The sequence below is a fragment of the Planococcus donghaensis MPA1U2 genome (genome assembly GCF_000189395.1).
GTDB classification, from domain to species: domain Bacteria; phylum Bacillota; class Bacilli; order Bacillales_A; family Planococcaceae; genus Planococcus; species Planococcus donghaensis_B.
This window is the reverse complement of sequence record NZ_AEPB01000043.1, coordinates 23,389-44,272: the sequence shown is the minus strand read 5'-3', so window position 1 is coordinate 44,272 and position 20,884 is coordinate 23,389. Positions and strand designations below refer to the sequence as shown.

Annotated in this window: 18 protein-coding genes; 8 read left to right on the top strand and 10 right to left on the bottom strand. The window is 38.1% G+C overall.

Features of this window, described 5'->3' with window-relative positions; translation table 11 throughout:
- Positions 1-185: 185 nt before the first annotated feature.
- Genes nadA through nadB form a run of 3 tightly spaced genes read right to left on the bottom strand, consistent with a single transcriptional unit; the run spans position 186 to position 3,666 of the window.
- Complete coding sequence (gene nadA / locus GPDM_RS12655; RefSeq protein ID WP_008431946.1) at positions 186-1,280, bottom strand: quinolinate synthase NadA; 1,095 nt, start codon at positions 1,278-1,280, stop codon at positions 186-188.
- Complete coding sequence (nadC, locus tag GPDM_RS12650; protein WP_008431945.1) at positions 1,277-2,131, bottom strand: carboxylating nicotinate-nucleotide diphosphorylase; 855 nt, start codon at positions 2,129-2,131, stop codon at positions 1,277-1,279. Before nadC ends, nadA begins: the two co-directional genes overlap by 4 nt.
- Positions 2,128-3,666, bottom strand: coding sequence for an L-aspartate oxidase (nadB, locus tag GPDM_RS12645; protein WP_008431944.1), 1,539 nt, complete (start codon positions 3,664-3,666; stop codon positions 2,128-2,130). The genes nadC and nadB overlap by 4 nt, the downstream gene beginning before the upstream one ends.
- A 100-nt stretch (positions 3,667-3,766) precedes the next feature.
- On the opposite strand from nadB, the gene GPDM_RS12640 reads away from it, so the two are divergent.
- Positions 3,767-4,897: a cysteine desulfurase family protein gene (locus GPDM_RS12640; RefSeq protein ID WP_008431943.1), complete on the top strand. Its 1,131-nt coding sequence runs from the start codon at positions 3,767-3,769 to the stop codon at positions 4,895-4,897.
- Between the two features lie 114 nt (positions 4,898-5,011).
- On the top strand, positions 5,012-5,377 hold the full coding sequence (locus GPDM_RS12635) for a hypothetical protein (RefSeq protein WP_008431942.1): 366 nt from the start codon (positions 5,012-5,014) through the stop codon (positions 5,375-5,377).
- A 46-nt stretch (positions 5,378-5,423) separates the two neighbouring features.
- Here GPDM_RS12635 and GPDM_RS12630 read toward each other — a convergent pair whose 3' ends face one another.
- A complete protein-coding gene (locus GPDM_RS12630) occupies positions 5,424-5,813 on the bottom strand; it encodes a DUF805 domain-containing protein (protein WP_008431941.1) in 390 nt (129 codons plus the stop codon).
- 273 nt (positions 5,814-6,086) lie between these two features.
- Here GPDM_RS12630 and GPDM_RS12625 point away from each other — a divergent pair, with 273 nt between their 5' ends.
- Positions 6,087-7,487 (top strand): trypsin-like peptidase domain-containing protein, encoded by a 1,401-nt coding sequence (locus GPDM_RS12625; protein WP_008431939.1) that lies wholly within the window; start codon positions 6,087-6,089, stop codon positions 7,485-7,487.
- Between the two features lie 68 nt (positions 7,488-7,555).
- Here the strand turns inward: GPDM_RS12625 and GPDM_RS12620 are convergent, their stop codons facing one another.
- Positions 7,556-8,656 (bottom strand): acyltransferase family protein, encoded by a 1,101-nt coding sequence (locus GPDM_RS12620; RefSeq protein ID WP_008431938.1) that lies wholly within the window; start codon positions 8,654-8,656, stop codon positions 7,556-7,558.
- 204 nt (positions 8,657-8,860) lie between these two features.
- Here GPDM_RS12620 and GPDM_RS12615 point away from each other — a divergent pair, with 204 nt between their 5' ends.
- Complete coding sequence (locus tag GPDM_RS12615; RefSeq protein WP_008431937.1) at positions 8,861-11,527, top strand: CDP-glycerol glycerophosphotransferase family protein; 2,667 nt, start codon at positions 8,861-8,863, stop codon at positions 11,525-11,527.
- Between the two features lie 48 nt (positions 11,528-11,575).
- On the opposite strand, the gene GPDM_RS12610 is transcribed toward GPDM_RS12615, so the two are convergent.
- The 5 genes from GPDM_RS12610 to tagD all read right to left on the bottom strand — a co-directional run bounded on the left by GPDM_RS12610 (position 11,576) and on the right by tagD (position 16,580).
- Positions 11,576-12,229 (bottom strand): class D sortase, encoded by a 654-nt coding sequence (locus GPDM_RS12610; protein ID WP_008431936.1) that lies wholly within the window; start codon positions 12,227-12,229, stop codon positions 11,576-11,578.
- The gene (locus tag GPDM_RS12605; RefSeq protein ID WP_008431934.1) at positions 12,229-13,416 is read right to left on the bottom strand and encodes a processed acidic surface protein; all 1,188 of its coding nucleotides are present in this window, start codon (positions 13,414-13,416) and stop codon (positions 12,229-12,231) included. Before GPDM_RS12605 ends, GPDM_RS12610 begins: the two co-directional genes overlap by 1 nt.
- A 170-nt stretch (positions 13,417-13,586) precedes the next feature.
- Positions 13,587-14,783, bottom strand: coding sequence for a LysM peptidoglycan-binding domain-containing protein (locus tag GPDM_RS12600; protein ID WP_008431932.1), 1,197 nt, complete (start codon positions 14,781-14,783; stop codon positions 13,587-13,589).
- Positions 14,784-15,021: 238 nt separating this feature from the next.
- Entirely contained in the window at positions 15,022-16,191 is a 1,170-nt protein-coding gene (locus GPDM_RS12595) for a CDP-glycerol glycerophosphotransferase family protein (protein WP_008431931.1), read from the bottom strand.
- A complete protein-coding gene (gene tagD, locus GPDM_RS12590) occupies positions 16,188-16,580 on the bottom strand; it encodes a glycerol-3-phosphate cytidylyltransferase (RefSeq protein WP_008431929.1) in 393 nt (130 codons plus the stop codon). The genes GPDM_RS12595 and tagD overlap by 4 nt, the downstream gene beginning before the upstream one ends.
- 331 nt (positions 16,581-16,911) lie before the next feature.
- Between tagD and GPDM_RS12585 the strand changes: the two genes are divergently transcribed.
- The 4 genes from GPDM_RS12585 to GPDM_RS12570 all read left to right on the top strand — a co-directional run bounded on the left by GPDM_RS12585 (position 16,912) and on the right by GPDM_RS12570 (position 20,687).
- Positions 16,912-18,030, top strand: a complete 1,119-nt coding sequence (locus tag GPDM_RS12585; RefSeq protein ID WP_081458213.1) for a CDP-glycerol glycerophosphotransferase family protein — start codon at positions 16,912-16,914, stop codon at positions 18,028-18,030.
- A gap of 49 nt (positions 18,031-18,079) precedes the next feature.
- On the top strand, positions 18,080-18,886 hold the full coding sequence (locus GPDM_RS12580; protein ID WP_008431926.1) for an ABC transporter permease: 807 nt from the start codon (positions 18,080-18,082) through the stop codon (positions 18,884-18,886).
- An 18-nt stretch (positions 18,887-18,904) separates the two neighbouring features.
- Complete coding sequence (gene tagH / locus GPDM_RS12575) at positions 18,905-19,723, top strand: teichoic acids export ABC transporter ATP-binding subunit TagH (RefSeq protein WP_008431925.1); 819 nt, start codon at positions 18,905-18,907, stop codon at positions 19,721-19,723.
- An 88-nt stretch (positions 19,724-19,811) separates the two neighbouring features.
- On the top strand, positions 19,812-20,687 hold the full coding sequence (locus GPDM_RS12570; protein WP_008431924.1) for a DUF1028 domain-containing protein: 876 nt from the start codon (positions 19,812-19,814) through the stop codon (positions 20,685-20,687).
- The last annotated feature ends 197 nt before the right edge of the window (positions 20,688-20,884 follow it).

The window sequence follows — 20,884 nt, the reverse complement described above, 5'->3', positions numbered from 1 at the left end:
GCACCTCGAGAGGAGAAGAGCGCACCTCACGAGGCAAAGACCGCACCTCACGAGGCAAAGACCGCACCTCACGAGGCAAAGACCGCACCTCACGAGGCAAAGACCGCACCTCAAAAGGAAAACTCCGCACCTCGCGCAAATAAAAGTAACAAAAATAAAAAAGAAGGCGCTATGCCTTCCTTAAATCACATCATCTTCTCCAAAGCCAATTTTGCTTCAATCGCCGTTTGCGTATCGACTTGAATGCGGTTGATCACACGTCCTTCTACCAATTCTTCGAAAGCCCATGTTAAATGGGGCAAGTCGATGCGGTTCATTGTTAAACAAGGGCACATATAAGGGTTTAACGACACGATATCAAGTTCGGGGTAATCTGCAATTAGTCGGTTTACCAAATTCATCTCGGTGCCGATTGCCCATTTGGAGCCGGGTTCAGCCGCTCGAATCATATCAATAATGTATTTTGTCGATCCGGCAAAATCGGATTGACTCACCACTTCATATGTACATTCCGGATGAACCAAAATGTTGCGATCGGGTTCATTTTGCCGCAAGGTGTCGATGTGTTTCGGCAGGAAATTCATGTGTACAGAGCAATGACCTTTCCACAAAATCACTTGAACGTCTTCTAGAGGACATTGGGCTTCGAGCTTTTGTTTAATCGGATCCCAAATGGCCATTTGTTCGAGTGGAATGCCTAACTTCACGGCTGTGTTGCGTCCCAAGTGTTGATCTGGCAAAAACAGCATGCGTTGTTTTTGAGTTAACGCCCAGCGCACCATAGGCTCGGCATTAGAAGACGTAACGGTTGCTCCGCCATTACGTCCAACAAACGCTTTAATCGCTGCAGTTGAATTGACGTAAGTTAATGGCACAATCGTATCACCAAAAAGTTCTTGCAGGTGCAGCCAAGCGCGTTCAGTTTGATCAATATTGGCCATGTCTGCCATAGAACAACCGGCGCGCATATCCGGCAAAATCACGGCTTGCTCAGAACTTGTCAGAATGTCTGCAGTTTCTGCCATAAAATGAACACCACAAAAAATAATATAGTCTGCCGTTTGCTGACCCGCAATTTGAGAAAGTTGAAGCGAGTCGCCTGTAACATCAGCGTAGCGGATAACCTCGTCTTTCTGGTAATGATGACCGAGTATATACAATCGGTCTCCAAGTTTTGTACGAGCTAATTGTGCCCGTTTATGGAGTTCCTCAGTTGTCGCTTGTAAGTATGAAGCGGGCATACCCTCTTCTTGCTGTAATTCTTTTAAAAATAGAGTCATTGATAAATTGCCTCCTTGGGTGAAATAGACAGGTTCATGCTGATATCAAGATTATGAACGCTATGAGTTAATGCTCCGATAGAAATTACATCGATCCCCGTACGACGGTAGGCAGCTAAATTTTCTAATCCAATTCCACCTGAAGCTTCTGTACAGATCGACTTTGGCACAAGTTTTCCCCATTCAGCTAGCGTTTCCGGGGTTTGATTGTCGAACATAATAATGTCAGGGCGTGCCTCGATCGCTTCTTGTAATTGAGCTAAATTTTCAATTTCAACTTCAATCATGGTCGTATGTCCAACTTGTTCGCGCACTTTTTTTACGGCTTGGCAGATAGACCCAGCAGCGGCGATATGATTGTCTTTTAACATAACAGCGTCATATAGCCCATTCCGGTGGTTAAAGCCACCACCAATCCGCACTGCATATTTCTCAAACATTCGCAGTCCAGGTGTGGTTTTTCTTGTGTCGGCAATGCGTGTGTGGGGAGAGTTTAAATTTTCCACACATTTCGCAGTCAAAGTCGCTATCGCACTCATGCGTTGCACCAAATTTAAAAGCACTCGCTCGCCTGCTAATAACGTGGCAACAGGTCCTTTTAAGCGAATAATCGCTTCATCAGACTCTACCCAATCGCCATCTTTTTTTAAAAACTCTACTGTCACTGCAGGATCTAATAAGTTGTATCCCCATTGAAAGCATTGTAAGCCCGCGATAACTCCACGTTGTTTTAAACGAACTACTGCTTCACCCTGATCTTCTGGACTAAAAAGGATAGATGACAAATCTCGGTCTCCAATATCTTCTAATAAAAATGCTTTAATAGCTTCTTCGGCTTTTAAACGATTCATAACACGGTCTCCTTTTGTTGTATTAAACGTTTTCCAAATGTGTGGCCAGCTAAAGACAATTCGATTGTTTTACCTGTCCACTGTGCAGAAGCTTCGGGCGTATCGTCACGGTAATGGGCGCCCCGACTTTCATTTCGCAGTAAGGCAGCTGTGGCAATTAAACTGCTAGCGGTATACCGATGAATGTCTTTTATATGCTGACTAGAATGATGCTGTAAATCAAATCGGTATAAAGGGAAGTCGGCATTGAATTTTTGTAGAGTCTCCACATTTCTTAAAATCCCCACTTGCTGTGTCATACGCAATTGCAATTCAGTAGGTAAAATAAATTCTTTTGTCCCTTCGGCTAAATGAATCTCTTTCTCCACAAAGTTAAAGCCGGTACATAGTAATTTGCTCGCTAACCGTTTTGCGAACACTAAGCCTTCTAACAAGGAATTGCTGGCTAGACGATTTGCGCCGTGTACACCGGTAGACGCAACTTCTCCGATGGCATAAAGACGGGGAACTGTTGTTGCACCCCATTCGTCGGTTTGAACTCCGCCCATATGAAAATGAGCACCGGGTCTAACTGGAATCAACTCTTGTTCAGGATCGATATGTAGATTGGTGCAATTTTTGAAAATAGAAGGGAATTTTGACTGGAATTGCTCAATAGATCGAGCATCTAAAAAAACAGGTCCTTGTTGTTGCCAATGTCTTTCAATGGCACGAGCAACAACGTCTCTTGGTGCAAGTTCCATTAATGGATGAATACCGGTCATGATGCGTTCTCCAGCAGCATTGACGAGCAAAGCGCCATCCCCGCGAACTGCTTCGGAAATCAATCCATGAGATTGGCCATGAAGAGTCAAAACGGTTGGATGAAACTGAACAAATTCCAAATCTTCTAATACGGCACCTGCGTGAAAGGCTAGCGATAAGCCATCCCCTGTAGCAACGAAAGAATTGGAAGTTTGACTATACAATTGACCGATTCCCCCAGTCGCCAAAACGGTATGGTGCGCTTGAATGGTAGAACGGTTGCCTATGGCGTCTTCTACACACACACCAACGCATTCCCCGTCTTTTATAATGAGCTCAAGAACAGAACTGTATGGTAGGCGTTTAACGTGATCTTCTGTTAAGGCTAAGAAATATTGCAAAAACATTTTACCTGTTTGATCCCCACCTGCATGAAGAATTCGTTTTGTAGAATGTGCTGCTTCTCGACCCAAGAGTGGGAGTCCTTCTTCCGTGGCATCAAAAGGTAATCCTCGTGATAACAAGCTTTCGATTATGGATAGACCTTCAGTTGTTAAAAGGTTTACACGTTTTGCATCTGCATGCTCTGCGCCAGCAGATAAAGTATCCAGCGCATGACTAGTTGGGTGGTCTCCTGGACCAATACTTGCGGCAATTCCTCCTTGTGCTAACGCCGTATTACTAGAAAATGAATCTTCTTTCGTGAGGACGGCGATGGATAAAGAAGAAGGAAGAGAGTGGGCTAACATTAATCCAGCGATGCCGCCTCCGATTATACAAACATCAAACATAAGTTTACACCAACTTTACAAGTGTCTTGACACTATTAATGACATAAAGCTAAAGTGATTACAAGATTAAAATATCGTATGTGAAGGAAATGATGAAAAAATGACCATTTATTTGGATTATGCTGCAACTGCTCCTATGCGCGAATCGGCTATTGAGGCTTATGTTACTGCAGCTAAAGAGGTTTTCGGAAATACACAAAGTTTGCATGACAATGGCTCAGACGCTTTGAAATTATATGAAGGATGCAAGCGTACATGGGGAGACTTGCTCAAAGTTCGAGGAGAAGGCGTTTATTTTACTGGCAACGCATCAGAAGGGAACCAGTTGGCTATACGCTCATTTTTGCGTGGAAGAAAAGGCGAGCAGCGAGAAATTGTTACCACGCAACTTGAACATGCTTCTGTGCTAACGACATTGCATGAGCTAGAAAAAGAAGGGTACAGAATTCGTTATGTACCAGTGGGTAAAGATGGAGTTCTTGAGTTTGATGAATATAAAAAAATGGTTACAGATCAAACAGCTTTAGTGGTTATACAGCTGGTCAACTCAGAAATGGGAGCCATTCAGCCAATCGCAAAATGTGCAGCTATTGCGAAAGAAAATAGGGTGCCTTTTCACTGTGATGTTGTCCAAGCTCTTGGAAAGATTCCAGTAGATTTGACTAGTCTTGGTGTTACAAGTGCCGTTTGTTCTGGACATAAAATCGGGGGGCCAAAGGGAGTTGGTATCGTCTGGCTAAACCCTAGTATCCACTGGGAGTCGACTTATGAGGGCACCGTACATCAACAAGGCTTTCGCGCCGGAACGATAGACGTACCAGCAATTGTATCGGCAACTATTGCTGCAAAAGAAGCCATATCAGAACAAAAACAAGTTTTTCAGCACGCTGAAAATTTGCAGTCTTATTTACAAGAACACCTACCGAAAGAGGTTGAGATGATCGGAAAGAGTGTTAAAAAATCGCCATTTATTTTAGGGGTTTTATTACCACATGTAGAAGGGCAATGGATGATGCTCGAGTGTAATCGCCATGAGATGGCCATTTCTACAGGAACTGCCTGCAAAATTGGTGCTGGTGAAGCAATGTCTGCAATGAGTGCTATAGGCATCGCACAAGATGCTGCCCGGAAATTTATCCGACTATCAATTGCAAAAGACACAACAAAGCAGGAGCTCGATACATTTCTATTAATACTAAGAAATTCAATGGCAAAAACTACAACGAGATAAATCGATTGTAAATTAGGGGTTAAGAAACTTTAAAGACTTCAAAAGAGAAGAGACGGCATTTAGTGGATGAGATAAACTAGATGTAACAACTAATCGGTTGAAGGAGGAAAATAGTTGAACACTTTGTTCTTGAAAACATCTATTTTTATTCTGGTTATGGGATTTGTTTGGATGACGCAACTAAACACACAAACTGGTCAAATGAAAGAATACTCAGCATCTTATGAGTTGGGTGAAATACGTATTCCTTATGAAAATCAACTACGAGAGCTAGAGAAGCAACTGCAGATTTTAAGTGCGCAAATAGAAGAAGAAAATACCATAAGCGTTGATCAATACAAACGTTATCAATCGAGCTTGAATGGATTAATACAAGATACAACTACAATTTCACGACAAACAGAACCAACAGGCTTAACCGATCAATTCGACCAATTAGTCACAGTTCAAAAAACATTACAGGAAATTGATGTGAAATAAAAACACACCGCAATTGTCTTTCGACGATTGCGGTGTGTTTTTATCTTTAGTTATTGACCGGCTTGAAATCATGTTCAAATTCTTTTGGATTTGAACCGTATTTATTGCTGCCTGATTCGCTATCTAGTAATGTAAATACGAATAAAGCAATCCATCCAAGAATCGGGATAAAGCTAAGCAATAGCCACCAGCCTGTGCGACCGATATCGTGTAATCGGCGAACCGTGACCGATATACTAGGAATTAAAATGACAAGAGTAAAAATAGTGCTTAAAAGTCCAATATCTGGTGCGATTTCTAATCCTGCTATAATTTCGATAATAGATAAAACAACTGAAATGATAGTGGTCCATAATATAAACATCCAGTATTCCTTACGACGTGATCTACTCTTAAAATCCAAGGTTTTTTTAAATACATCTAGAAATTCTTTCAAATTTTCATCTCCTAAAAATTAGTATTTAACTGAATCGATTATATCATTATATGGGAGATTAAAGTAAATATTTTTATTGAAATTTTACATATTATTTATATTTTAGTATGTTATTTTGATTTATATAGTAATAATGTGTTCTGAATACATAGATTTATTACAAATGCGAAGACTTCATTACATCTTGCAACCCTGAGTAGTTGTTTGACGTTATAAGGTTTATAATGGAAGAAAATAAAGAACTTTATGCTAGATCATCAAGGAGGTACAACTATGAAATGCAATAAATGTGGAGCTGAAAACGTTGAGGGCTCAAAATACTGTAAAGATTGCGGGCATTCACTTATACAGACTCGAAATAAAAAACACAAAAAGCGTAAGCTTACGTACGCTATTATTTTAGCATTGACTTTGCTTGGTGTAGGAATTGGGTCTGCTCAATTGATGAGCGATAATGCGGAGCCACCTAAACAAGAACAGATAGAACCAGAAGTCCCAGAAGTAACTGAAGAACCAGAAGAACCAGAAAAAATCGAAGAGCCTGAAGAAACGGTACCAGCTGAAGAACAAACAGCGGGAACGGTAACTAAGGTCGAAAACGTCGTGCCACCTTCTGAACAAGAGGAAAAAGTAGAACCAAAGAAAAAAGAAAAAACAGCTATTATTAAGGAAGTACAACAAAAAGTTTATACCGTTTTAACAGAAGGCGGACAAGGATCAGGATTCTTGTTTTCAGATACGGGAATGGTCGTAACAAACGCTCATGCTGTGGCTGGTTATACGGATGTGGTCGTTCGCAACATTAATGGACAAGACCATCCGGGTACAGTGGTCGGAATTTCTGGTGAATCGGATATTGCATTGATTCACGTTGAAGCATTTGAAGGCATCACGCCACTGGAAGCTGAAATGGACAAGACTGATGTTGGAACGGAAGTTATCGCCCTTGGCAGTCCAGCTGGTCTAGAAAACACAGCATCAATTGGTTATTTAACAGGAATTGATCGTGACTTCTATCAAGAGTTTACGTATGAAGACATTTATCAAATCGATGCTAAAATTGCGCCAGGAAGCAGTGGTGGACCTTTAGTTGATGCAACTACTGGAAAAGTCATCGGGATCAACTCATTAGTTATTGAAGAAGGAGATTCCATTGGTTTTTCAATTCCTTTGTATTCAATGCACGAACAATTATCCCAATGGGTAACTAATCCAATGACGGCAGAAGAAGTCGCTGCCGTATTTAATGTATATGATGATTTCAATAGCTATGAAGATGAAGATTATGAATACGATATCGACTTGGAAATGAAGTTTGACGAAGCGAATTTAAGTGAGTTTATTGGAGATTTCCGTTATTACTACGAAACGGCATTAAAAGAAAAAGACTTTTTCTATGTTCAGAATTTACTCGTATATCAAAGTGAAATCTACAATGGCATAAGTGAATACATTTCCGATATCTCAGGAAAAGGCATGGAATTTAACTTTACAAAATTAGAAATCTCAGACGTAGAAATTTTTGATGACTATGCAGTTGTTCAGACAGAAGAAGCTTTTGATTTTAAAGATGCAGCGGGTAATTGGTCCGTTCAAGAACGTAGTAAAACGTACACTATCGTGATGGATGAATATGGCTTTTATTATGTTTCGGATATTGTGAACAAAGAATAATATAATCGTAAAAAACCGCCTATCAGCTTATGCTGGTAGGCGGTTTTTCATGATTGTGAAAACGGATTTTATTGCTCGTAATTGACTTGACGTGTTTCCTTATTGAACGATGTTTGTTTTGGTTTTGGAGATGCTGGCTCCAAGTATTTTATTTTTCCTGTAAAATGACGGGTAAGGCCATTTTGGTAAAATAGAAATGCTACACCAATACAAGATGAAATCGTAAGGAACGTCATAATGATGACGTATGTGAAGAAATTCTCACCGAAAGTCATTGAAAGTTTAACAAAGTAAGGTAAGAAAATCATATGTGTTAAATAGATGAAAAATGAAAAGTTACTAATCATCACCAATGTCTGGTTATTAAAGTTAAACTTACGGATTAATGTTACTAAAAGAAAGAAGACACTTACAGAATACAGTAACATATCATATCGTTCACTTGAAATTCTTGTATAGTCCAATTCGATATAATTGTACATAATAATTCCAAAACTCATGATTGTCGTCAAAATCGGTATCCATATTTTAGCGGTTAAAAATGTGATAAGTTGTTCATAGTATTGGCCGATATAAAATGCGACAATAAAATAAAACAACCACATAAAGATATGGGTTTTATACCATAATGGATAATTTGTTAAAATGAAGTTCTGATAAGTCTCTACATGCACGTAACCATATACATGAGCAAAAGAAATAGCAAACGACACTAGAATTGGCCCGATTGGATTAACGCGCGCCAAGTATTTTCCGATTAGCCAGTGCAAAATATAAAATTGGAAAATGACGATGACAAAAAATCCGTACCATTGACCCAACACAATTTTTTGGTAAGCTACTTCAAGGAAAGACGATAAGTCTCTAGCTGAACCACGGTAACTAACGATTAACCCAATCAATAAATAAGGGATTAAAATAAATTGTATTCGTTTAGCGAAGAATCCTTTTTTTAATCCATTTGGATAGTTTTTTGATAAAAGAGTTTCAGATAATAAAATAAAGATTGGGGTAGAACAAAGCAATGCAAACCGGATCCATAAGATATATTGATCGTAAGCAACTTGATCGACTTCTATATTTCTTAAATAATTTGAGATGGAATGGGTAACAACAATAGCAAGACACATAATGGCTCTTATAATATTGATTTCATTTAAATTTTTCACTTGATTGCTCCAATTGATTCCCTAGGCTGCAATTAGCCAGGTTATTTCTATATTTGATCGACAAATACATATATGTATCTGTTCACATTATTACAGTATAAGTATTCTTTTGCTGACTGTCTATCTTTAATTCAATTGACAGAAATTAGAAGAATGATAATATAAGATATTGCCATAATAAAATTGTCTAGGAGATAAAGAGCTATGATTTTAAAAAGATTTAAAAACAAGGTAAAAAGAATATTAGTGAAAAGAGTGGAAGTAGAAAAATACTATTTTGATGAGCAAAATTTGCTTTTTCAGTTTAAATTGTCGAACTTCTTTACTCCCAAAAAAAATGCAAAAGCAGAATTTCTAGTTAACGAAGAAGTCTATCCATTGACGTGTGAGTTTGTGGAAAAAAATCATTTGGTTGTCTCGTTACCAAAAAACTTACTTTCTGCGGTTACCTCGAGTTCAAGCATACAGTTAACGATTAATAATAAAAAAATTTGGATTACCCAACATGAAATGTATAAAGCAGGAGATTTTCAAGAATCAATATTAATCGCTAATAAACTATTATCAACAAAAGTGAAAAAGAACATCATTATTAACAATCGCTTTGCTGATTTTTACTTCAAGGATAGTTCGATAAATGCTGCTGTAGAATCTGTACAATATGAAGCTCTAACGATGTCTTTAGAGTTATCGAATGTGATGAGTAAAGACATCAAAAGTGTTGAAGTTTATGCTTTTAACAACTTTCAATTCCGCGTATTAACTGGTAAGCGAGACGTTGAAAGTAAACCTTTTGTGTTTGATGATTTTTCTGAAATGGCCGCTGGTTTATGGAGGTTGTTTCTTTATGCGGATAACAAGTTGTATTCATTAAAGTTGGATAAAGAGTTTAATGAGTTTTTCAATTCTTATCACCATCAGTATAAAATTCTCCGTAGAGATTCTTTTCTGTATATGGAATTACAACCACATGCGATGGAAACTGATTCTGTTTCGATAGAAGAAAAGCAAGTGTCTGAGTTTCTGTTATCGTTTGACCTAAAGGACAAAATGACCGATGTAGAATATTCCCTTCAAGTAGATGAACCGAAAAGCGGACTACTCGAAACTTATCCCTTAAAAAACAAAAACGGTCTTTTTCAAACCGTTTTGCCAATGTACAATTTGATGGACAATCTATTTGTAAAACGTTTTTTCCTTGTGGAACATAGTGATGAGCCTAAAGTCTATCGCTTTAGTTTAGATAAGCGTACGTTACAAAATACCACGACTCGGTTTAAGGTAATTTCGAATTCGCAGTTGGTTAAACTTAAATTTTACCGACGAAAAGATTTGTCTCTAGGATTAGCAATGACTCCAGCTAAGCTTAAAAAATCTATCCGTGAAGTAACAGACTTTAAAATAGACGGCATAATAGGGTCAATCGAAGAGTTTATAGGTTCTAAAGCATATTTGATGATAGAAGACCGAGCGTCTCAAGAGTCTCTTCAAGTGCCCATTTCTGGAGAGTTTTCCATCGATTTTAAAAGCTTAGATTTGATCGGTATAAAAAGTAAAGATAAAACCGTTCTCGATCTTTTTGTGGTGATTGAAAACAATTCACAAGATGTTATCCGAAAAGAAAAAATCAGATACACTAAAGCGCAGTATAAAAAGGATAATTACTACAGCTATATGAAACAACTCGATGATAACGGCAATGAACATCATTTCATGATTACAACGACTCCATTTAATAACGTGAAAGTGGAATCATTTACTGTAAGAAAAGATGTGGAAATCCCGCAAGATACGAAAACAAAAGATGAAAACGTTTGGTTGATGGGAGAGCGCACAAATACTGCTCAAGACAACGGCATCGTCTTTTTCAAATGGTTGCAAGAACATACATCAATCGAAGCTTATTATGTAATAGAAGAAGACAGTACAGATTATGAACACATTAAGCATCTTCCGAATGTATTGATTTTCGGGTCCGATCAACATTTTGAAATTGCTTTTAAAGCCAAAGTATTGCTGGGGACACATGATTTAGAAAACATCCTGCCGTACAAGCCAGCAAAAGGATTTTTTGGCTATGAAGAAACGATTAAAATATTCCTTCAACATGGCGTATTAGGACGCAAAAATGTGGAATACCATAAGAAAAATTACGATATGCCATTTGATTTGTTTATTGTTAGCTCTGAGCCTGAAAAGAAAGTGATTGTTATGGATGAAATGGGTTATGACGATCATGAAGTGGTCGCAACTGGTTTGGCGCGTTTTGATAATCTCATTCAAGTGGATCCGCCTAAAGACATTTTACTGATGCCTACATGGCGAGATTGGATTAATACGGATGAACAATTTTTGAAGAGTGAATATTTCATGGCTTATTCAAACTTAATCCAAAACGAAAAATTACTTGGACTTCTTGAAGAATATAATGTGAATATTAACTTTTACCCACATTACCGTGCACAAGACTATTTCCAAAGTGAAATTGAGGATATGCATGAACGCATTAAGTTTATCCCATTAGGCTCACAAACCGTTCAACAATTGCTAATTGACCATGCTTTGCTCATAACGGACTATAGTAGCGTTAGCTTTGACTTTACCTTGCTCAACAAACCGGTCGTTTACTATCACTTTGATGTAGAACGATTTTTCCGTAAAGGCATTTTACGTCCTATTGAAGAAACGTTTATCGGTGGGATTGGGTCTTTTGAGGAAGAGCTTGTGACTATTATTGAAGATCGAATTAAGAGTAACTTTGCGAATTTCGAATACGAAATTACAGGGATTATTAAGTATCAAGATCAAAACAATAGTCGTCGCATATACGATGAAGTTCAAAAACTGCTAGAAGCTAAAAGAAATTCGTAACTAAAAATAAGTTAGAAAAAAGAGCGGTGAATTGACTTCACCGCTCTTTTATTTACTTGAAACCAAGTCAGCTACTAATATATAGCGTTCTGGAGCGTATCCAATATAATCGAATGGATAGCATGTAGAAACGGTTAAGGTAGCTTTTGGTTTTGGAACTATAACGGTTCGATCGTCTTGATCGACGATTCGAACTTGACGCACTTTATAAGTGAAAGTGCCTGAATAGGTTTTAACCGTTAAGAGGTCGCCTTTTCCGACTTTACCCAGTTCGCGGAAGACGGTATCGCGGTGCCCAGACAATACGGAATTGTCATCTTCACCGGGCAGTACACTTTGGGCGAAATGGCCGACGCCTTTTTCTAACTCATCTTCGTCTGTGCCATGAATAATGGGTAGGCTGGCTTCAAGTTTTGGAATGAATAGTTCTCCCATCAAGTCGCCAACTTCAGGTTTTTGTGGATACTCAAGATTCAGTAAGTCATTTTTTGCGTGTTTCTCATCAATTTCAAGTCGTGGAGACTCAGGCTTGCCGCTAAAATCTTTAGCTTCAACATTTCCTGTTTTATAAAGCATATAACCTTTGATGAAAGTTGCTGTGCTCGTTGTGCTAAACCATAAACCGGAAACAACCAAGGCAATCGATAGAAAAAGAAGAAGCGATTTTTTGCTTCTTCTTTTTTTTAGTTGGTCGTTTATCATTAAATTTTTTCAGCTCTCAAGCGACGGAATAAAATAACTCCACTTAAAAGTAGCGCCAGTCCGAAAAGTAAAGTAGGCACAAAGTTAGAAGCAGTAACCGGTAGTTTGCCACCTTTAACCGTTTTTGTTGCACTTGGTGTAGATACAGTTGGTTTTTGCGTCACAGTAGGAGTTGAAATGATAGTTTCTACCGCACCTAAGTCTTTTCCTGTATCAGCAATTAAATCAGATCCAAACATATCGGCTGTCAACAAAACATCCGCTAAAAATACATCTTTTAGATTGTAGATTTCAATTAATAAGTCTGCACCTTCAGTTGATTGAAGTGTCATTAATGTAGCCAATGAAACCGGCTTTTTCACGCCATCTTTTACAAAAAAGTACGTTGTTTTCAATTCAAACAAGTTAATCATGTCGCTATAAATATCCATCATTTCGGCAATTTGTTCGGCTGTTAATTCGTCAGCTGTTTCAAAATCTTCCATGGCCATCATGCGATCACTTAATTGTGTTAATTGTTCTTCAAATGCAGGGTCTTCATAATTCAAAGTTTCTAAATGAGCAATCAATCTTTCCACTTCTTCTTCAGTCAAACCAAGTTCAGTGAAAAGGCCGTTGAAATCTAACTCGTAATCATCCATTTCTGTATAAAAAAGAAGGGATTCTTCTAAGTCTTCGATAAAGTCGTAGTTTTCTAGAGAATCAGAATAACCTTGTAGAAATTCTTCTAACTCTTGTTCTGATGCAAAGCCAAAGTTATCCATTAATTCTTGTAGGTTTTCATCGTCAATCGGTGTACCTGTGTAATCATCTAAATAAAATTCACTAAAGTATTCAACATCTTCAATGAAAATTAAGTAGACACCATCAAGCACATCTTCGCCATACTCGAGGTCGCCGTATTCATAAAGTAGCTCATTTAATTCTGTGCGGGTCATCTCTAACTTTTCTGTTAAAAGCTGAATGCCTTTTTCAGTTAAAGGTGTTCCTAGCTCATCAATTGTCTCAAACTCATCTAAAGACCAATCTTTGCTTGCTAAGTAGTTTAGATAATCTTGTTTCTCCCAATTGATTTCTACTAAAAATGCATTAAATTCTGCCTCATCCGACTTGATCGCAAATGCAGACAAAGGCAATGTACTAAGTACAAACCCAAAAACGACTAAAAACCCAACTAAACGCTTCATTTTCTTCCTCCTGTTTATAAAAAATGGAATATCTATACTATTATAGATTTGGCTTTAATTTTATAATATAGGTATAAATAATCATATAACTTGAAATTCGAAGAAATTATTAAACACAAAAAAGAAGCTGGAGAAATAATTTCCAACTTCTTTAAATGCGTAGAAAAAGATTATTGTGGAATCACTAACACTTGGCCTACGCGAATTGCATTGACATTCGAGATATTATTGGCAGCGGCTATTTTAGCAACGGTGCTGTTGTATTTTCTTGCAATGCTATAAAGCGTGTCACCAGCTTTAACTGTGTAGTTAACAGACGTAGCTGGAGGAGTTGTAGATTTCCCTGGAATCGTTAAGACTTGACCCACATGGATCAAATTGTAGTTGGTAATATTATTGGCTTTAGCTAATGCTGAGACCGTAACATTGTATTTTCTCGCAATGCCGTAAAGCGTGTCCCCAGCTTTAACTGTGTATTTAACAGCTGTAGCGGGAGGTGTCGTGGTTTTCCCTGGAATGGTGAGTACTTGTCCGACACGGATCAAATTATAGTTGGTAATATTATTGGCTTTGGCCAATGCTGAAACGGTCACATTGTATTTTTTCGCGATGCTGTATAGAGTGTCCCCAGCTTTGACTGTATATTTAGTACCACTGACAGGAGTGGAAGGTAAGTTTAACAATTCGGATACAGTTACAAACGTGTATCCTTTAGCTTTCAATTTGCTAATCATGCTAGGCAAAGCTCCTGGAGTTCCAGATGCTCCTGCACCTGTATGCATTAACACAATAGACCCAGGTACAATATTATCCATAACTTTATTGGTGATTTGTGTGGCAGAAACACCTTTCCAATCGACAGTGTCAATATTCCATTGAATGGTGTGAGTGTATCCAGCATCCCCAACAGCTTTTAAAACAGCTGAATTAGATGCACCAAATGGAGCTCTGAAAATTGGCTTTGTTGTTTCACTTGTAAGATCTTTAATCGTTGCTTCAGTTGTATCAAGTTCACTTTTGATTTTTGCAGCTGACAGTTTTGTGAAGTCAGGATGTGAATAAGAGTGGTTGCCAAGTTGGTGACCTTTAGCTGAAATATTTTTGATCCATGAAGGATGGTTTTTCGCGCCAGACCCTGTTAAAAAAAACGTAGCATCTACTTTGTTGGCAGACAAGACATCTAAAATTTTGTTGATGTTAGTACCGTCTGAACCATCATCAAACGTAAGAGCAACCACTTTACTCGTTGTATTGCCTTTTGAGATATATGTGGAACTTGCTGCTTGTGACTGACTAGAGAAAGAAAATACGGTAAATAGGATTAGAAGCAACGCGGCTATGACTTTGACCCATTTAGAAGAAAGCACCTTTCTCACCCCTTTGGTTAGTGCGCTGAAATTACGTCAGCGTATGTATAGGAGAGGGGGCAATATGGAGGGGAAATATGAGTTTTATACTTTTAATATACCACAAAATTAGTCGATTCGCCTTATTAATGACTGAATATTTTGAAATAATATAGTGGATTTACATTAATTTAAATAAACGACTTGGTTTAAAATAAAAAAACCAGCAATCCCATCTAATGGATTGCTGGTAAGTGAGTTATAGGTCATTCGGATCGTAAATTACGGTAATTAATTGAGATGTACTCTTACCTGTTGAATACGTATTCCAATGCTTGCGGAATTGATCAATTTTTTCATAGTCAATCGACGGATCTAAAATTTGATCAATTACTTCGCTTGTGGTCTTCACAATTGGACCAGGGAAGTATAAACTATTTTCCGCCCATATGCCTTGCGTTTTCCCATACTCTTCAAGGTCATATGTGAAGAAAATCATTTTTTTCTCAAGCAATGAAAATTCCACCGGAATCGAGGAATAATCGGTAATCAAAATATCACTGACAATAAGCAATTCGCTAAGGTGTGGATAATCATTTACCAGCAGAACACGCGAGTGTTCAGTAAAATTAGTCACTTCTTGAACAGAAGGGTGAAGACGAATCAATACTACATACTGCTCGTCTAGCCTTTCTAGAAGCTCTTCTACGTTCAACTGGAGCTCCATACTATTCAGCGAATTTTTACGGAAAGTAGGAGCGTATAACACGACCTTTTTTCCCGTAATCGCGGGGTACAAGTTTTGTAACCTAGCATGTGCTTGCTCTTTAGCAACAGGATCAAAGTAAAAATCTGTTTGCGGAACGCCGGTGTAGATGAAATGACTTTGATCCACATGGAAAGATTCAGAGAAAATATCTGCCATTTGCTGAGAGCCTACAGGAATGTATTGAAAACGATCATACACTTGTTGAAATCTCAACTTTGCCCGTTCACTTCTTGCCGAAGTTTCAGGATCGCTCCAACCAAATTTCTTAATAGCGCCAGCTGCATGCCATAATTGTATGCATTTTACTTCATGTCGAAACTTGATGACGGAAAGAACTCCGGCATAATTATCAACAAAGACATATTTTGAAGTTGCCAAATGATAGATGGATAAAAAAGTATCCAAAATATTGGACGTTTCAAAGCTATAAATCTTTTTATTGTCCGTTGGAATAGTTGTGAAATCGAGTTTGCATTTTGCTTGGTTGATGAAAATCATTTGATGCTGTTGTGATTTTGATAACTCGTTCGCAATAAAAAATGCATTATCACCAAAAGAAGAAAGGAAGACCGTTTTGTTTTTTAGTGGGAATAGTTTGAACAGGGCAAACAGGACTTTGAACAGAAAGAGGTAGATGGAAATTCCAAATTCTTTAATCATTTGCGATTAAAAAGGTCTGTTTTGATTTTAGTGGTTGAAATGCCTTCTGTTCGTGGCAAATAAAGAACCTCACAATAGTCCATCAGTTCGTCAAATTTACCTTCCCAATCAGACCCCATAACAAATAAGTCAATTTCGTTACTAGTGATGTCCGACACCTTTTGGCCCCAATTGCTTTCAGGAATCACTTCATCAACGTATTTTATAGCTTCTAGTATAAGTTTTCGCTCTTCGTAGGAGTGATAGGCAGCTTTGCCTTTAATCGCGTTAAATTCATCTGTTGATAAGCCGACGATTAAATAATCTCCGTTTTCTTTTGCTCGTTTCAAAATGTTTATATGCCCATGATGAATCAAGTCAAAGGTTCCGTAAGTTATTACTTTCTTCATATATGTATTCACTCCAAAAATGCTTATTTTCGATTTTTTCACAATATGCTATGATACCATCTTATATGTTATCATGTGTAATAGCTATTGAAAATATGGGAGAAGTATGAGTGATTAGACGCTTTCATAGAAGAAAAGTTGCATTCATAAGTTCCACAGAAACGCTTAAAGGTAGTATAAAATAAAAAAAGAACGGATGCTATTTATTGTGATAGATTTTGTCTGTTCCATTTAACTAGAAAGAAGTTAGGTGAAAAATTTGAGCCTCATCCAAAAACTAAAAAGTCTAAAAGATAGTAGCTATACAAGAAGGGCATTTCGAGCGATATTTGTGGTGTTAGGAAAACTTCCAAAAAAGAAAAAATTAGTGGTGTTTGAAAGTTTTCATGCCAAGCAATTTAGCGATAATCCACGTGCTATATATGAATATATGAAAGAACATTACCCGGATTATAAACTTTTGTGGAGTGTCGACAAAAGTGCAATCAAGCTTTTTGAAGAATTTAACGTACCTTATATCCAAAGGTTTACGATAGACTGGTTTTGGACGTTCCCAAGAGCGGAATACTGGGTCAACAATGTTAGGCTTCCATTATGGATGCCAAAACCTAAAGAAACGGTATACTTGCAAACTTGGCATGGTACTCCTTTGAAAAAACTTGGACTAGATATAGAAGAAGTTCATATGCCGAATACGAAAACCGATTCATATAAAAAAAATTTCGTGCTGGAGTCGGAGAAATGGGATTACTTAATTTCTCCTAACACATATTCATCCGAAATTTTTAAACGTGCCTTCCACTACAATGGAAAAGTAATTGAATCTGGATATCCTCGGAATGATGTTTTAAGCAACAACTCTTCTACTTTAGTGAGTAATTTGAAAAAAGACCTCGGCATTGCTGAGCATAAAAAAATTATGTTATATGCTCCTACATGGAGAGATAATGAATTTTATCAAAAAGGGAAGTATAAGTTTGACTTTCAATTTGACTTGAAAAACTGGGAAAAGGAATTTGGTGAAGACTGGGTACTCTTGTCTCGTATGCATTACTTAGTTGCTGAGAACTTTGATTTCTCAGCGTATGAAGGAATTGTTTACGATGTGTCGCGTTACCCAGATATTCGTGACTTGTACTTAGCAGCTGATTTATTAATCACAGATTATTCATCTGTATTTTTCGATTATGCTATTTTGAATCGCCCGATTATTTTCTTTATGTACGACTTGGAAAATTATCGCGATCAATTACGTGGTTTTTATATTGATATTGAAAATGAGGCACCAGGTCCGATTGTCCAGACAGAAAGTGAATTGTTTGAGGCAATTAGAGAGTTGAAAGACCTTGATGTCCAATCAAATCAAGCTTTTGCTGAGTTTAAAAAACGCTTTTCTTCTCTTGAAGATGGGCGAGCGACGGAGCGCGTTGTGAACGCTTTTTTAAAGTAATCGTTGCAAGTTAGTCAATAAGATAAAAAGTGATTAAGTGAGGATACCTATGAAATCAGCGATAAAAGTTCTTAAAGAGCAAGTGAAATTCTCTTATTTAATTAACCGGCTGTCTGTTTATGAGTTGCGAAGCTTAACAAGAGGAAATTATTTAGGGGCAGCTTGGGAGATTATTAACCCAGCTATTCAAATTATGATCTATTGGTTTGTTTTCGGATTTGGAATTAGGCAGCGAGAAGCTATTGGAGAGATTCCCTATTTCCAATGGATGTTCGCCGGAATTCTCGTATGGTTTTTTATCAACGGTAGTGTCATGAAAGCTTCTAAGTCGATCTACACTAAGATTAGGATGCTGGCCAAGATGAACTTTCCAATGAGTGTCATTCCAAATTATACAATCTTTGCGCAATTATATCCGCATCTGATTTTGTTAGCTATTGGAATGATTGTATTACAGTTTATTGGCTTTCCGATTTCCATTTACTACATACAGTTGCCAATCTATATCGTTGGACTGCTTGTATTCTTGTTTAGCCTTTCGCTAATTACATCGACGCTGTCCACTATTGTTAGAGACGTACAAATGCTGTTGCAATCAGTTATGCGCATGCTACTGTATTTATCACCGATATTATGGCCGCCAACGTTGCTACCAGAGTCATGGCAAGTGTTCTTGAAACTCAATCCTTTCTATTACGTTATAGAAGGGTATCGTTATTCACTACTTGGTGAAGGCTGGTACTTTGTTGAAAATCCAACGTATACCCTTTATTTCGTAGGAGTGGTTGTATTAACATTCCTTGTTGGTTCTTATCTTCACGTGAAATTCAGAAGTCAGTTTATTGACTTCTTATAAAAATTGGATGTGAAAAATTTGGGTAATTCAGTAGAAGTGAAAAACGTCTCAAAACGTTATAAATTATATAAGAAAAAATCTGAACGACTTTTTGATTTGCTAGTCCCTTATAAAGATTATGGGGAGAATTTTTATGCTTTGCAAAATGTTTCTTTCACGGTGGAAGAGGGATCGATTGTCGGACTTGTTGGTATTAACGGATCTGGGAAATCGACTTTAGCAAACATTATTGCAGGTGTTATTCCTTCAACCAATGGTCATGTGACAAGCAACGGTGACGTAGCTTTGATCGCAGTAAACGCAGGATTAGATGGCAAGTTGTCAGGTCGTGAAAACATCGAGCTCAAATTATTGATGCTTGGATTTTCTCAAAAACAGATTTCTGAGATGGAAGATGAAATTATCGAGTTTGCAGAACTGGAGAAGTTTATCGATCAGCCTGTAAAAACGTATTCTAGTGGGATGAAATCGCGACTAGGATTTTCGATTTCGGTACGTGTGAATCCCGATATTTTAATCGTGGATGAAGCCTTATCCGTAGGCGATAAAGCCTTTTCTGAAAAAAGCTTAGACAAAATGATGGAGTTTAAGAAAAAAGGAAAAACGATGTTTTTTGTTAGTCACTCCATTGCACAAATGAAAAAGTTCTGTGATCAGATTTTATGGCTGGAATTTGGCGTCGTTAAAGAATATGGCCCCACAAAAGAAGTCATTGCCAAATACGAAACTTTCTTAGAAGAGTACAAGGCATTATCAAAAACGGATAAAAAGAAATACAGAACGAGCGCGCTCAATCGCCAATCCAAGAAAAATGAAAAACCTGTAGAAATCCTTTAGGATTTTTACAGGTTTTTTGTAAATACGATTTGTGAAACAGGAAAATTTTGTTTGATTGAATTACAGTAGAAGAAAGGGGGGCATATACATGGAGAACAAAGTGAAAAAAGACCAATTGGTGGCGACATTTTCAATTGTTGCTGCGGATCCAGTTACGGGAGAAGTGGGTGTGGCGGTACAATCAAAATTTTTAGCGGTTGGTTCAGTCGTGCCGTGGGCAAAAGCGGGTGTCGGGGCAGTTGCAACGCAATCGTGGGCCAATACGGCATACGGACCCGAAGGACTAGCGTTATTGGAAAAAGGTTTATCGCCTGATGCAGTGATTGATAAATTGATTGCTGATGATCCCGGCAGAAGTTTGCGTCAAGTGGCTATTATTAATGCGGATGGCGAAGCAAGTGCCTTCACCGGCCACGAATGCTACGATTGGGCAGGTCATAAAATAGGGAAACATCACTCGTGCCAAGGCAATATTCTCGTTAGTGAGAAAACGGTCAGCGAAATGAGTAAAACGTTTGAAGAGTCATCAGGTCCACTTGCTGAACGCTTGCTGCAAGCCATATCGGCGGCTCAACATGCCGGAGGCGACAGCAGAGGCAAACAGTCTGCTGCGGTTTATGTTTTGCAAAAAGAGGCGGGATACGGTGGCTACAACGATGTGAAAGTTGATTTGCGCGTCGATGACCATCCAGAACCAATTGAAGAGTTACAGCGGTTGTATGAGCTTCATAAAATGTATGCTGCGCCATCAGCAGAAAAGTTGCCGATTGAAGAAGACGTGCTAGTAACAATTGTGGAACAACTGGTAAAACTTGATTTATTGGCATCAGTAGAGCACAGCAACTATGACTCGGAAGTAAAAGAGGCACTGAAAACGTTTTGTCTCCGCGAAAATTTTGACGATCATTGGTCAGAAGAGGCATTGATTGATGAATCGGTATTGGAATACTTGAAGAAACAATAAAGGTGAAGCCTGTTCAGTTTAACTGGACAGGCTTTTATTTGTGAGGTGCGGTTATTGCTAGTTGAGGTGCGGACTTTGCTGATTGGGGTGCGGTTATCGCGCTGCGAGGTGCGGACTTTGCCGTTTGAGGTGCGCTTTTGACCAATTAAGGTGCGCTCAGCTAAAAAGAGGCATAAAAAAACAGGCAGCTCATCCGC

Excerpts from the sequence above, each read along its gene's own strand:
- nadA (WP_008431946.1), bottom strand. The coding sequence starts at position 1,280 with ATGACTCTATTTTTAAAAGAATTACAGCAAGAAGAGGGTATGCCCGCT.
- nadC (WP_008431945.1), bottom strand. The coding sequence starts at position 2,131 with ATGAATCGTTTAAAAGCCGAAGAAGCTATTAAAGCATTTTTATTAGAA.
- nadB (WP_008431944.1), bottom strand. The coding sequence starts at position 3,666 with ATGTTTGATGTTTGTATAATCGGAGGCGGCATCGCTGGATTAATGTTA.
- GPDM_RS12640 (WP_008431943.1), top strand. The coding sequence starts at position 3,767 with ATGACCATTTATTTGGATTATGCTGCAACTGCTCCTATGCGCGAATCG.
- GPDM_RS12625 (WP_008431939.1), top strand. The coding sequence starts at position 6,087 with ATGAAATGCAATAAATGTGGAGCTGAAAACGTTGAGGGCTCAAAATAC.
- GPDM_RS12615 (WP_008431937.1), top strand. The coding sequence starts at position 8,861 with ATGATTTTAAAAAGATTTAAAAACAAGGTAAAAAGAATATTAGTGAAA.
- GPDM_RS12610 (WP_008431936.1), bottom strand. The coding sequence starts at position 12,229 with ATGATAAACGACCAACTAAAAAAAAGAAGAAGCAAAAAATCGCTTCTT.
- GPDM_RS12605 (WP_008431934.1), bottom strand. The coding sequence starts at position 13,416 with ATGAAGCGTTTAGTTGGGTTTTTAGTCGTTTTTGGGTTTGTACTTAGT.
- GPDM_RS12595 (WP_008431931.1), bottom strand. The coding sequence starts at position 16,191 with ATGATTAAAGAATTTGGAATTTCCATCTACCTCTTTCTGTTCAAAGTC.
- tagD (WP_008431929.1), bottom strand. The coding sequence starts at position 16,580 with ATGAAGAAAGTAATAACTTACGGAACCTTTGACTTGATTCATCATGGG.
- GPDM_RS12580 (WP_008431926.1), top strand. The coding sequence starts at position 18,080 with ATGAAATCAGCGATAAAAGTTCTTAAAGAGCAAGTGAAATTCTCTTAT.
- GPDM_RS12570 (WP_008431924.1), top strand. The coding sequence starts at position 19,812 with ATGGAGAACAAAGTGAAAAAAGACCAATTGGTGGCGACATTTTCAATT.